The 11,945-nt window shown below is 60.2% G+C and carries 13 protein-coding genes and 1 pseudogene; 8 read left to right on the forward strand and 6 right to left on the reverse strand.

Features of this window, described 5'->3' with window-relative positions; all coding sequences use genetic code 11:
- Nucleotides 1-30: 30 nt before the first annotated feature.
- On the reverse strand, nt 31-381 hold the full coding sequence (gene folB / locus IPJ76_08150; GenBank protein QQR88166.1) for a dihydroneopterin aldolase: 351 nt from the start codon (nt 379-381) through the stop codon (nt 31-33).
- Nucleotides 372-1,907 (reverse strand): glutamate--tRNA ligase, encoded by a 1,536-nt coding sequence (locus IPJ76_08155; GenBank protein ID QQR88167.1) that lies wholly within the window; start codon nt 1,905-1,907, stop codon nt 372-374. The genes folB and IPJ76_08155 overlap by 10 nt, the downstream gene beginning before the upstream one ends.
- Nucleotides 1,908-2,018: 111 nt before the next feature.
- On the opposite strand from IPJ76_08155, the gene IPJ76_08160 reads away from it, so the two are divergent.
- The 4 genes from IPJ76_08160 to IPJ76_08175 all read left to right on the forward strand — a co-directional run bounded on the left by IPJ76_08160 (nt 2,019) and on the right by IPJ76_08175 (nt 4,319).
- Nucleotides 2,019-2,876: a T9SS type A sorting domain-containing protein gene (locus IPJ76_08160; protein QQR88168.1), complete on the forward strand. Its 858-nt coding sequence runs from the start codon at nt 2,019-2,021 to the stop codon at nt 2,874-2,876.
- A 62-nt stretch (nt 2,877-2,938) separates the two neighbouring features.
- A complete protein-coding gene (locus tag IPJ76_08165) occupies nt 2,939-3,763 on the forward strand; it encodes a hypothetical protein (protein QQR88169.1) in 825 nt (274 codons plus the stop codon).
- 17 nt (nt 3,764-3,780) lie between these two features.
- The gene (locus IPJ76_08170) at nt 3,781-4,020 is read left to right on the forward strand and encodes a hypothetical protein (GenBank protein ID QQR88170.1); all 240 of its coding nucleotides are present in this window, start codon (nt 3,781-3,783) and stop codon (nt 4,018-4,020) included.
- A complete protein-coding gene (locus IPJ76_08175; protein ID QQR88171.1) occupies nt 4,017-4,319 on the forward strand; it encodes a type II toxin-antitoxin system RelE/ParE family toxin in 303 nt (100 codons plus the stop codon). The genes IPJ76_08170 and IPJ76_08175 overlap by 4 nt, the downstream gene beginning before the upstream one ends.
- On the opposite strand, the gene IPJ76_08180 is transcribed toward IPJ76_08175, so the two are convergent.
- The 3 genes from IPJ76_08180 to IPJ76_08190 are packed head-to-tail and all read right to left on the reverse strand — an operon-like array spanning nt 4,316 to nt 6,676.
- Nucleotides 4,316-4,831, reverse strand: coding sequence for a GNAT family N-acetyltransferase (locus tag IPJ76_08180; GenBank protein QQR88172.1), 516 nt, complete (start codon nt 4,829-4,831; stop codon nt 4,316-4,318). The genes IPJ76_08175 and IPJ76_08180 overlap by 4 nt on opposite strands.
- Complete coding sequence (locus tag IPJ76_08185) at nt 4,832-5,449, reverse strand: hypothetical protein (GenBank protein QQR88173.1); 618 nt, start codon at nt 5,447-5,449, stop codon at nt 4,832-4,834. It lies immediately after the preceding gene.
- A gap of 36 nt (nt 5,450-5,485) precedes the next feature.
- Complete coding sequence (locus IPJ76_08190; GenBank protein QQR88174.1) at nt 5,486-6,676, reverse strand: phosphoglycerate kinase; 1,191 nt, start codon at nt 6,674-6,676, stop codon at nt 5,486-5,488.
- A gap of 239 nt (nt 6,677-6,915) precedes the next feature.
- Between IPJ76_08190 and lysS the strand changes: the two genes are divergently transcribed.
- The 3 genes and pseudogenes from lysS (at nt 6,916) to IPJ76_08205 (ending at nt 9,736) form a co-directional block, all read left to right on the forward strand.
- Nucleotides 6,916-8,439 carry a lysine--tRNA ligase gene (gene lysS / locus IPJ76_08195; GenBank protein ID QQR88175.1) on the forward strand — a complete coding sequence of 508 codons (1,524 nt, stop codon included), beginning with the start codon at nt 6,916-6,918 and terminating at the stop codon, nt 8,437-8,439.
- A gap of 171 nt (nt 8,440-8,610) precedes the next feature.
- Nucleotides 8,611-9,564, forward strand: coding sequence for an Abi family protein (locus IPJ76_08200; protein QQR88176.1), 954 nt, complete (start codon nt 8,611-8,613; stop codon nt 9,562-9,564).
- Between the two features lie 28 nt (nt 9,565-9,592).
- Nucleotides 9,593-9,736 (forward strand): annotated as a pseudogene (locus tag IPJ76_08205) (hypothetical protein).
- 22 nt (nt 9,737-9,758) lie between these two features.
- Here IPJ76_08205 and IPJ76_08210 read toward each other — a convergent pair.
- Nucleotides 9,759-10,790 (reverse strand): FAD-binding oxidoreductase, encoded by a 1,032-nt coding sequence (locus IPJ76_08210; protein QQR88177.1) that lies wholly within the window; start codon nt 10,788-10,790, stop codon nt 9,759-9,761.
- A 139-nt stretch (nt 10,791-10,929) separates the two neighbouring features.
- On the opposite strand from IPJ76_08210, the gene IPJ76_08215 reads away from it, so the two are divergent.
- Entirely contained in the window at nt 10,930-11,916 is a 987-nt protein-coding gene (locus IPJ76_08215) for a bifunctional phosphoglucose/phosphomannose isomerase (protein ID QQR88178.1), read from the forward strand.
- Nucleotides 11,917-11,945: the final 29 nt, after the last annotated feature.

Below are 11,945 nucleotides of genomic sequence, written 5' to 3' on the forward strand. Positions count from 1 at the left end.
CAAGACGGGCAGGAACCTGTGGCGAGACAACTACCCCTCGATCACGTACACCACATGGTCCACAGCGCCGGCAACGGGCGGATGCTCCTTCACCAGGCGCACGCGCCAGGCAAAGTCCGCGTGCCATTCTGCTTTGAGGGCCTCCAGGATGCGTCGGCCCACGTGCTCGATCAGTTTGCTGCGCACGGCCATTTGCTCCTTCACGATGGCAGTGACGCGTCCGTAGTCGATGGTGTCAACCAGTTTGTCGCTGGCCTCCGCCGCGGCAAAATCGCCGCGTACGCTGATGTCGATGCGGTAGTGTCCCCCGATGCGACCTTCCTCGGCAAGGCAACCGTGGTAGGCGTACACCTTGATCCCGTTGACCTCGATCACGCCCATGAGCGGCACAGGTCGAGCCCGGCTTGCAAGCGGGCGATCACCTCATCTATTCCGAGCAACGTGCTCACATCGAACATGCCGGGCCCCTGCATGCGCCCCGCAACGAAGAGGCGGTAGATCGGCATCACTTGGCCCACCTTCATGCTCTTTTCCGCAAGCACTTGGTTGAACGCGGCTTCGAGGGTGGCGGGAGAGAGCGAGGGAAGGGAAGCGAGGGAGGAGATGTAGGCTGCGAGCGCGGGACTGGCTTCGGGCTTCCACCGCTTCTTCAGCTCTTCCAGCGCGATGGTGTTGTTCTTCAGTGGCGAGCCTGCGGTGAAGAGGTACTCGCCCTCGAGCATGTCGTCCACGAACGTTGCGCGCTCCTTAAGCAAGCCGGCCGCCGCGGTTGCGCGTTCCAAGGTCGTATCGATGCCTTTTGTTTTCAGCTTGGCCTGCAGCTGCGCACCCAATTCGGCATCGGGCCGCTTGCGCAGGTACTGCTGGTTGAACCACTTCGTCTTCTCCGGATCGAACTTGGCGCCCCCCTTGTGCACGCGCTCCAGATCGAAGAGCTGCGTGAGCTCCTGCAGGCTCATGATCTCCTGGTCCGTGCCGGGGTTCCAACCGAGCAGCGCCAGCATGTTGATGAAGGCATCGGGGTAGTAACCCTTCTCGCGGTAGCCGCTGCTCTTCTCCTTGCTCGTAGGGTCGATCCAATCCAATGAGAACACCGGGAAGCCGAGCCGATCGCCATCACGCTTACTGAGCTTGCCATTGCCGTCCGGCTTCAGGATCAGCGGCAGGTGCGCGAATGCCGGGCGCTCCCAGCCGAAGGCTTCGTAGATGAGCACGTGCAACGGGGCGCTCGGCAGCCACTCCTCGCCACGGATCACGTGCGTAATGCGCATCAGGTGATCGTCCACGATGTTGGCCAGGTGGTACGTGGGCATGCCGTCGCTCTTGAAGAGCACCTTGTCGTCGATATTGGCGCTGTGCACCACCACCCAGCCGCGGATGATGTCCTCGAAACGTACTTCCGCGTGGCGCGGCACTTTGAGGCGGATCACATACTGGTCGCCACGAGCCAGGCGCTCCTTCACTTCGTCCGCGCTCAGCGTGAGCGAGTTCTTCATGTGCTCGCGCGTCACAGCATTGTAGGCGGGCGCCGCAACACCAGCTGCCTGCAAGCGCGCGCGCATCGCCTCCAATTCCTCGGGCGTGTCGAAAGCATAGTAGGCCTTGTCCTTCGCGATCAGTTCGTCGGCGTACTGCTTGTAGAGGTGCTTGCGGTCGCTCTGGCGGTAAGGACCATCCGGGCCGCCGACCCATGGGCTTTCATCGGGCACCAGACCGCACCACTCCAAGCTTTCCTTGATGTAGTCCTCCGCCCCTGGCACGTAGCGCGTCTGGTCGGTGTCCTCGATGCGCAGCAGGAACTGGCCACCGTGCTTGCGGGCGAAGAGGTAGTTGTACAAAGCCGTGCGCACACCGCCCATGTGCAGCGGGCCGGTGGGGCTGGGGGCAAAACGGACGCGGACGGACATGTGCCGATGGAATGAAAGGGCGGCGAAGGTAGAAGCCGTCAGCGGGTGGCTTTATTGGCTAGCCAACGTGAGCGGCGGGAATAGCGTCTAGGACTTCAACCTACCACGCCGATGAAACAGTTCTGCACGCTTGTCCTCGGATTTCTTGCAATGGCGGCCCCCGCCCAAATGGTGATGTCCGTGCAGAACGGGCCATGGAATTCGCCTTCCACATGGGATTGTGCGTGCGTTCCGGCCGTGACGGACGAAGTGCACATCCTGCACAGTGTGGAGCTCATGGGCAACTACGACTTCGCGCACCCGCTCACCCATGTGATGACCGGTGGCGAGATCACCACAACCATGCCCGCCAACATCACGGTGAGCAGTACGTTCACGAACAACGGGCACATCTTTTTCATCGGTAACACGCAGATCATCGCGCCCTTCACCAACAACGGGTTCGCCGAGTTCGTTGGGCTGCTCTACAGCGACGGCAGCATCATCGTGGCGCAAGGCAGCGTGATGCAGGTGGAAGGCGACTTCATCAACTACTTCCAGGTGGCGGGCAACGGCGCGATCTGCGTTACCGATTCCACCATGAACTACGGCACTCTGCAAGGCGCCATGGACTTCTGTGACTGGTCGCCCACGACGGCCAGTGCACCTTACATCGATGTGAACACGGGCACCGTGGACAATCTGGTGACGTACTGCACCAACAGCCCTTGCTTCACCGGAGTGGCCGAGGATGTGTTCGGCAATGTGGGTTTCGGTCCCAACCCAGCGAGTGATATCGTACGGATGAGCGGCTTGCCGAACGGCACTCGACTGCGGGTGCTCGATGCGCGCGGTGCGGTTGTCGGGGAGTTGGGCGCTGTCTCGGGCGCGGCTGAAATGAGCATGATGGGACTTCTACCAGGGGCCTATACCGTTCAGTTTGTTCACCCGCAGGGCCGGGCGTTCAGAAAACTGTTGGTGGTGCGCTGAGGTCCGGCCGCCGACCGATCGTGGAACACCGCTTGCTTTGCGGGGCCCACAACACCATCCACATGATCCGATCAATGCTCTTCTCCGCTGCTTTTGCTCCGGCCGTTCTGACCGCCTCCGCCCAACAAGCCACCTACAAGGCCGACCACCGCTTCGCCTACAGCAACGTGCTGTTGGAGAACAGCGTGGTGAAGGTGGAGATGGAAGACATCCTGGCGGAAGTCACTTATTGCAAGTTCCGGTTCCGCGTCACCAACAAGACCAACGACTACGTCTTCGTGGACCCCACCAAGTTCAAGGTGAAGATGGGCGACGCGGCCATCGCGTTCCAGGAGAAGCCGTACATGATCCGACCGTACGAGAAGGAGGGCAAGACGTTGAACATGACCGGCGCCACCAACTACCACATGGAGTCCTTCAGCATCGATTTCGCCGATGGTTTCCAACGCGCGGCCAGCAAGGGCAACGCGGTGGCCGTGGAGGATGGAGCGCTGCCTGCGGCGAAGAACGAATTGAGCGGCGGCCCGTTCACCGTGAACCTGCAGAAGGCGGACCAGGAGACCAAGATCACCATCGCCAAGTACAACGTGAAGTACGTGGGCAGCTCGCTGGCCATCGTCGATCCGAGCAAGGTGAGCGTGCGCATCCCGTCGGGCCAGGTGTTCGCCACCACCAAGTCGAAGTCGAAACCCGTGGTGCTGAACGGAGGCGAAGAGGACAACTTCACGGTGACCATCGAGATCCCTGGCAAGATCGCCGACATGCAGTTCACCACGCTCACCGTGCTGTGGAACGATTGCATGGTGGAAACCAGCAAGGAGAAACTGGCCGTTGATGCGGCGAACGTGACCGTTGATCAGGCGCGTACGACGGAGATCAACAAGTGAGCCGACCGTAGTTTCGCATGACCAGACCGCGCAACATGGAAAGCGAACAATCACTCTTGGCCAAGCGCATCCTTCGAACGAAGGACAAGGCGAAGCTGACGGCCATACGCCAAGTTCTCGATGGTGAGCGGGGCGCGGTTTTCTCGCACGAAGAGCTTGTCGCAATGGAGGAACTGCGCGACCGGTTGGTCAGTGGTGCGGTCCGTGGCCGCGCTTGGGAGGACGTGAAGAAAGACCTGCGGAAACTGGCGCGATGAAGCGCTTGGTCATCGGCCCGGATGCCGAGGCAGACCTGCGGCAGGCCGTGTTGTGGTACGCTGACCAGCGTGAAGGACTTGAGCAGCGGTTCATTGATGAATTCGACGAATTCACCCGCGCCATTCTGCTGTTTCCGCGTGGAGCACCGCTCATAACGGACCATATCCGCATGATGCCCATGCGGGTGTTCAAGCATGTCATCACGTACACGGTAGATGGCGACCAGGTCGTCATCTTGCGCGTGGTGCATGGAAGCCGTCACCCACGGCAACGAACAAGAGGGCGCAAGCGGATCTAGGGCACCCGCTCCCCGCCCAACAACGCGAACACGTCAAGGCTGATGGCCTTTCCGTCCTTCCATTCGCTCTCGCGCAAAGTGCCTTCGTGTTTGAAGCCGAAACGTTCCAGCAATTTCCGGCTCGCGTGGTTCTCGGTCTCCACCTGCGCCTCGATGCGGTGCAGGCCTAAGGTGCTGAACGCGTGATCGATCACCAGCGGCATGGCCCAGCTGGCAATGCCCTTGCCCCAATGCTCGGGCAGCAGCCAGTAGCCGATCTCGCAACGCCGATGCTGCCGATCGATCTTGTAGATCCCGATGGCGCCGAGGAAGGTGTTGTTCTCCGTTGCACGGATCGCGCGCCACCAGCCCGTGCCATCACGCTCCAGTGCAGCGAACCAATCCATCTGCTCCTGCGTGGCCTCCAGGCTCGCGAAGCTGATGGCGTAGTAGCGCACCACATCGGGGTGCGAGAGGCCGCGGAAGACGTGGTGGATGTCTTCGGGGGTGAATGGAACAAGCGTGCGGTCCAACTAGTTATTGTTCAATACGGAGCCGGCGATAACGTAGAAAAGCGGTGCCGTCAAGAAGCCCATGGCCCAAGCTCTCCAAACACGTCCCCGCTTCATCTTGTAAGCTTGATGCTTATAGCCGGTGGCATATTCCGGCACCTGCATCAACCCTATGTCTGGGTACATGAGGTTGGGGTCTTTGGGTTGGTTCGCGGAGCAACTGATGGCCGGGATGAGACCGACTACAGGGGTAAAGAGTGTACTCGTCCAGAACGTGCTTCCCGCTCCGCATTTGCCTCGGTAGTGGGCCTTCGCATCCGAAACCCCGAAATCGTATAGCTCGGTTGATTTCCCGGACGATGCGGGGACCGGCGGTATATCGGTCGTGCGAAAAACATCCTTGGTTCCGGCCGCATAAGAGATGCTCAGCAAATCGGACTTTAGAACAGAGTAGGTAGGCCCAGAGGGATTGTCCGTGCGTTTGTATCGGACTTCGTTCACCCCAACCTCCAACACAAGCCCCGGCACTTGGCTTCCGTCTGAAAACCACAAGGTGTCTTGGGCAAGAACTGCCGGCCCGGAAAGGAGCGCACCGAGAAGCGCAGCAACAATTATCAGCGAGTTATAGCACTTGCGCATGCGGAAACTGTGACCGCCAAGCTATGCGCGAACGACTCACCCCCTCACCGCCGCGATCCCCGGCAGCACCTTTCCCTCCAGATACTCGAGCATGGCGCCGCCGCCGGTGCTCACGTAGCTGATCTTGTCAGTGAGGTTGAACTGGTTCACGGCCGCAACGCTGTCGCCGCCGCCCACCAGCGAGAACGCACCCGCAGCTGTGGCTTCGGCAACAGCATTCGCCACAGCGATGGTGCCCGCTTGAAAGCTCTTCATCTCGAACACGCCCATCGGTCCGTTCCAGAGGAGGGTCTTGCTACGCTTCACTGCCGCGCTGAACGCCTTGATGCTCTCCGGGCCGATGTCCAAAGCCATCCAGCCATCGGGAACGGCATTGGCCGCACACTGATCGGTGTTGGCGGTGTCTGCGAACGCATCGGCCACCACGGCATCGGTCGGCAGGTGGATCTTCACGCCTTTCCCAGAGGCCTTTTTCATGATGGTGCGCGCCATCTCCAGCAGGTCGTCCTCAACGAGCGAAGCACCCACGTTGCCGCCCTGGGCCTTCACGAATGTGTTGGCCATACCGCCGCCGATGATCAGTTCGTCGCACTTGCCCAGCAGGTTCTCCAGCACTTCGATCTTGCTGCTCACTTTGCTACCGCCGATGATGGCGGTGAGCGGGCGCTGCGGATTGTCCAGCACCTTGCCCACGCTGTCGATCTCCGCTTGCATCAGGTAGCCGAACATCTTGTCGCGCGGGAAGAACTTCGCCATGATGGTGGTGCTGGCATGCGCGCGGTGGGCCGTACCGAACGCGTCGTTCACGTACACATCGCCCAGTGAGGCGAGCTGCTTGCTGAAGGCTTCGTCACCTTTCTCCTCGGCTTCGTGGTAGCGCAGGTTCTCCAGCACCAGCACTTCACCCGGGCGCAGCGCGGCAGCAGCGAGGTTCGCCTTGTCGCCGATGCAGTCCTCCGCGAAACGCACGGGCGTAGCGAGCAATCCTTCCAAGTGCTTCGCGACCGGTCGGAGGCTCATGGCCGGGTTGGGCTTGCCTTTGGGGCGGCCCAAATGGCTCATTAGAATGGCGCTGCCACCATCGCGCAGGATCTTCTTCACCGTAGGCACGATGGCGCGGGCGCGCGTGTCGTCCGTCACGTTCATGTTCGCGTCCATCGGCACGTTCAGGTCAACGCGCACAAGGGCTTTGCGGCCCGAGAAGTTGAAGCTGTCGATCGTCTGCATTGGGTGTTTTGAAGGGGCGGCAAAAGTAGAAGGGAGGGCACACGGGAGTCGTTTTGTTGGGAGAGGGGATCTCGCGCACCTGCTTCGTCGGGACGAACTCCGACGCGGGGAGCGCGGAGAATGCGCCCCCGACCCTCTTGGAGCATCATCTTCATCATCCTCATCCGTGGATGCATCTGTGGTCCATGTATTCTCCTGCGCATCCCCCCGGATAACTTCGCCGCCCTTTCCCAACGAGCATGTCCGACCAATTGAGCGATCAGGAGCTGGTGCGCCGCGAAGCCTTGCAGAAACTTCGTGCGCTCGGCATCGAACCCTTCCCCGCTGCGGAATATCCCGTGAGCCACACGGCTGCGCAGGCGAAACAACTGCTGCCCGCGCCACAGGAAGGTGTTGAAGCGCCCAAACCGGAAGTGTGCCTGGCGGGCCGCATCATGAGCGTTCGCGTCATGGGCAAAGCATCGTTCGCGGTGCTGCGCGATCACAGCGGCGACCAGCAGATCTACATCGCTCGCGATGAAGTATCGCCCGGCGACAACAAGACGATGTACGATGAGGTATGGCGGCACCTGCTCCACCTCGGTGATTTCATCGGTGTGAAGGGCTTCATGTTCCGCACGCGAACGGGCGAGATTACCGTGCATGTGAAGGAACTCACCGTGCTGGGCAAGGCCCTGCGCCCGCTGCCGGTGGTGAAGACCGATGACCAAGGCAATGTGCACGACGCGTTCACCGATCCCGAGCAGCGCTACCGCATGCGCTACGTGGACCTGAACGTGAACCCCGGGGTGAAGGAGACCTTCCTCAAGCGCTCGCGCATCATCACGGCCATGCGCGATCACATGACAGGTGCAGGTTACCACGAAGTGGATACGCCCGTGCTGCAGCCCATTCCCGGCGGCGCTGCGGCGCGTCCGTTCATCACGCACCACAATGCGTTGGACATGCCGCTCTACTTGCGCATCGCCAACGAGCTCTACCTGAAGCGCCTCATCGTGGGCGGGTTCGAAGGTGTGTTCGAGTTCAGCCGCAACTTCCGCAACGAGGGCATGGACCGCACGCACAACCCGGAGTTCACCATCATGGAACTATACGTGGCGTGGAAGGACTACCGCTGGATGATGAATTTCATGGAGAGCATGCTCGAACGAGTTTGCATTGCTGCGAACGGGACGAGCACCACGACCTTCCAAGGCAACGAGCTGCAGTTCAAGGCGCCGTTCAAGCGGATCACCATGTGCGGCTCCATCAAGGAGAAGACCGGAGCCGATGTGCTGGAACTGGACGAGGCCGCGTTGCGTTCATTGTGCGCCAAGCACCATATCCACGTGGAGCCGAGCATGGGCAAGGGCAAATTGATCGATGAGCTTTTCAGTGCGCTCGTGCAACCCGAGCTGATACAGCCGACGTTCGTGTGCGACTTCCCGGTGGAGATGAGCCCGCTTTGCAAGAAGCACCGTGATGATGAGCGCCTCACCGAGCGCTTCGAGCTTTTCGTGAACGGCTTCGAGCTGGCCAACGCCTACAGCGAACTGAACGACCCGATCGATCAGCGCGAACGCTTCGAGGCGCAACTGGAACTACAGCAACGCGGCGACGACGAGGCCATGTTCATCGACCAGGATTTCCTCCGTGCCCTGGAGTACGGTATGCCGCCCACCAGCGGCGTTGGCATCGGCGTGGACCGCTTGGTGATGCTCATGACCAACAACCCGGCGATACAAGAGGTGCTGCTGTTCCCGCAAATGAGGCCGGAACGATAGTGTCGCCTCCAAAATCGCCTGATAATCAATATGTTAACACCTGTTCGTTGATTTCGGGATTTCCTCGAACAACTTATCAACAACGTTCATCTACATTTGCGCGCAACTGACCCCCCCACGCTTCCCATCAGAACAGCGCACCAGGGGGGGCTTTCATTTGATATCCAGGCAATGGCCACCATTGTTGTCTCAGACCCATACGAGCACCTCTCTCTCGATCGACAGGTGAGGATGCTCCAAGACCGAGGCATGGTAGTTCCTGACCTGGAGTGGGCGAAAGTTCGACTGGCCCACATCGGCTATTGTCGGCTCAGGCCATACTGGTACACTTGGTACGAACCCGATGGCGCTGCGCTAGAAAGCGACAAGATCGTAAAGCGTTTCAGGCCCGACGCAGACTTCAGGAGCGTCATCGACACCTATCGCTTCGACCGGGAATTAAGGCTCCTGGTGTTCGCCGAGATCGAGAGGATAGAGACATCGATCAAGACCACGGTCATCGATGTGTTTTCTTCTGCGCTGGACGCCAATTGGTACGAGCACCGGGAGCACTTCACGGATCCAGTGCGCCACGCTGAGTTGTTCATAGCGATTGCCAAATCAGTCGATCGCAGGAGACAGAAGGAAGACGGTTTCGTTGTAAGGGCCAAGGGTAGTCGCTATCCACCGGCATGGGAGGCATTGCAAGACCTTTCTCTTGGGCAGCTTTCGAAGATGTACTATAACATGAAACCCGGCCCTCTGAAGAAGAGGGTTGCGGAAGTCTATGGGCTGGACGACTCTGTGCTAGCCTCTTGGCTCAATACGCTCACGGAGGTTCGGAACACATGTGCCCACCATTCAAGGCTCTGGAACAGGGAGATTCTTACAGCTCCAGTAATACCCAAGGTCGTTGATTCGCAACGTTGGATTACGACCCCTGACAAGCGATCAGCCACTAGGGTGTACTTCTCTCTGGTCATGATGAAATACTTGCTCTTAGCGTTCATGCCAGACACCGGCCTCACGAAACGCATTGCGGGATTACTTGAAGCCTATCCAAAAATTCCCAGAGGGCGCATGGCTTGGCCGGACTCATGGAAAGAGGAGCCAGTTTGGAGGCTTGGAGGAACGGAGAATGAGTGATCGTGGAGTAGCTCGAAGTACCTTGCTCCTCCGTGCCCTGGAATACGGCATGCCGCCCACCAGCGGCGTTGGCATCGGCGTGGACCGCTTGGTGATGTTGATGACGAACAACCCGGCGATCCAAGAAGTGCTGCTGTTCCCGCAAATGAGGCCGGAACGGTCGAATTCGTGAGGACCGGACCGACCCCTTTTCGTTAGGCTGTTCCGAAGCGCGCCACATCCACCTCGGGATCCAACGCCGCACCGTTGAGCATATGATCGATCAAGTGCTCAGCGCACCAGGGTGCGAGCAAGGCTCCCCGTGAGCCCAGCCCATTGAAGATGAACTGCCGCGGTGCGACCTGTCCCAACAATGGGCGCCGGTCGCGCGTTGCCGGTCGCACACCACAAGCGAACTCGAACGGACCGCTCGGAGGGTCGGTCACTATGCCGTTGAGCTTGCGCAGAAGCTCTTGTCGACCGCTTTCAGTGGCGCCATCCCATACGGCATCCCACGCGAACGTGCTGCCAACGCGGTAACGGTCGTTGCCCACGGGAAGCAGAAAGCCGCTCCTGTGGATCATCGCCGAACATTGCAGTTGCGGATCGGTGAAGCTGAGCACCTCGCCGCGCGTGGGCACCATGCCCGGCAAACCAGCGAAGGCACCGGTGCACCACACAACATGGCGGGCGCGTATGTCGTGGACGGTCAGACCCTCTTCGCAGGCCTGCACGTCGTCGGGCACCACTTCACGCTCCACCCACATCCCGCCCCTCGCATGATGTGTTCGATGAAGTGCGATCAGCTGCTGCATATCGAGCCATGCGCACCCACGCACCGTTCCATGGCCGTGGTCTGCCTTCAGTCGGTGCGGGGGGACATCGTCCGCCTCGCCAAGCAAGGGTTCCATGGATACGTCCGCTCTTCTCCGTTGCCAATCCGAGCGTTCTCGTGCATTGGCAAAGAGCCTCACCATGGGCAGCGGATGCCAGAGCGTAACCTCATGCTGCACCTCCAAATCCGTGTAGAACGCCGTGGCCTTGGCTATTAGCTCGGTTGCCCGCCACACCGGGATCATACGCCGCATTGAAACCGGATTCACGACCCCGGCCGCTGCTCGTGAGGCCGAGAAGGGTTTTTGGACGTCGAAGACCGCAGTGGAAAGCCCGCGAGCGGCCAAAGTCCCGGTCAGGACCGCGCTGGCCAAGCCTCCGCCGACCACGATTACATCCGCTTCTGCCGCCATACAACAAAGGTCCAACGTGAAGTCATTGATCGAACACTCCGTCTACGAACACGCCGTTGCGGAAATCATAACACCGCCTTGCAGGGCCGGTGCCGCCACGGACGTTCCTTAGCGCGGCAAAATCAATCGTACAGGAAGGATGGAGCAGCTCATTGATGGATTTCCCCGGCAACTGAAGGAGGCGCTGGAGATCGGTAGAAAGGCGGAACTGAAACCTCCGGGCGGTCCTTACACCAATGTGGTGGTGACCGGGCTGGGTGGAAGCGGCATTGGCGGTCGCATTGCCGCGCAACTGGTGCACAAGGAGGCCAAATGCCCCATCGAGGTGTACAACAACTACTACCTGCCGGGCTATGTGAACCACAAGAGCCTGGTGATCGCATGCAGCTACAGCGGCAATACGGAGGAGACCATGGCTGCTATGGAGCAAGCGCTGGCCAAAGGCGCCCGCGTGTGTGTGGTGACCAGCGGCGGCGCCATGCTGGAGCAAGCCAAGGCAAAGGGGTTGGACCACATTGTGATCCCCGGGGGCAATCCGCCGCGCACCATGCTGGCCTACTCGCTCGTGCAGCAGTTCTTCGTGCTGCGCCACTTCGGCATCATCGGCGACGGGTTCGAAGGGGCCATCAAGACAGCGGCCGATATGCTGGAGAAGGACAAGGCACAGATACAGGCAGCCGCGAAAGACCTCACGGAGAAGCTCTTCGGGAAGCGGTTGGTGATCTACAGCGAGGCAAGCACCGAGGCGGTGAGCATCCGCTTCCGCCAGCAAGTGAACGAGAACAGCAAGGAACTCTGCTGGCACCACGCCATCCCCGAAATGAACCACAACGAACTGGTGGGCTGGGCCGGGGGCAAGAACGACATTGCGGTGGTGATCTTCCGGCACAAAGAGGATCATGAACGGAGCCAGATCCGCATGGAGATCAACAAGGATGTCTTCAGCCGCTACACCCCGCACGTGCACGACGTGTGGAGCAAGGGCGACACGGCGTTCGCGCGCCAGCTGTACCTGATCAACCTGGGCGACTGGGTAAGCCTGTACTGGGCTGGCAAGAAGGGAGTTGACCCCACCGAGATCGCGGTGATCAACATGCTGAAGGGCAAACTTGCAGGCATGAAATAGCGGTGCGTGGAGCGCGTGCCCCCGGCGCG

This window comes from Flavobacteriales bacterium, from assembly GCA_016699575.1.
Taxonomy (GTDB): Bacteria; Bacteroidota; Bacteroidia; order Flavobacteriales_F; family PHOS-HE28; genus PHOS-HE28.

Bases quoted from the DNA above. Each gene is read 5' to 3' on its own strand.
- IPJ76_08160 (QQR88168.1), top strand. From the start codon at position 2,019: ATGAAACAGTTCTGCACGCTTGTCCTCGGATTTCTTGCAATGGCGGCC.
- IPJ76_08190 (QQR88174.1), bottom strand. From the start codon at position 6,676: ATGCAGACGATCGACAGCTTCAACTTCTCGGGCCGCAAAGCCCTTGTG.
- IPJ76_08175 (QQR88171.1), top strand. From the start codon at position 4,017: ATGAAGCGCTTGGTCATCGGCCCGGATGCCGAGGCAGACCTGCGGCAG.
- IPJ76_08155 (QQR88167.1), bottom strand. From the start codon at position 1,907: ATGTCCGTCCGCGTCCGTTTTGCCCCCAGCCCCACCGGCCCGCTGCAC.
- IPJ76_08165 (QQR88169.1), top strand. From the start codon at position 2,939: ATGATCCGATCAATGCTCTTCTCCGCTGCTTTTGCTCCGGCCGTTCTG.
- lysS (QQR88175.1), top strand. From the start codon at position 6,916: ATGTCCGACCAATTGAGCGATCAGGAGCTGGTGCGCCGCGAAGCCTTG.
- IPJ76_08170 (QQR88170.1), top strand. From the start codon at position 3,781: ATGACCAGACCGCGCAACATGGAAAGCGAACAATCACTCTTGGCCAAG.
- IPJ76_08215 (QQR88178.1), top strand. From the start codon at position 10,930: ATGGAGCAGCTCATTGATGGATTTCCCCGGCAACTGAAGGAGGCGCTG.
- folB (QQR88166.1), bottom strand. From the start codon at position 381: ATGGGCGTGATCGAGGTCAACGGGATCAAGGTGTACGCCTACCACGGT.
- IPJ76_08185 (QQR88173.1), bottom strand. From the start codon at position 5,449: ATGCGCAAGTGCTATAACTCGCTGATAATTGTTGCTGCGCTTCTCGGT.
- IPJ76_08210 (QQR88177.1), bottom strand. From the start codon at position 10,790: ATGGCGGCAGAAGCGGATGTAATCGTGGTCGGCGGAGGCTTGGCCAGC.
- IPJ76_08200 (QQR88176.1), top strand. From the start codon at position 8,611: ATGGCCACCATTGTTGTCTCAGACCCATACGAGCACCTCTCTCTCGAT.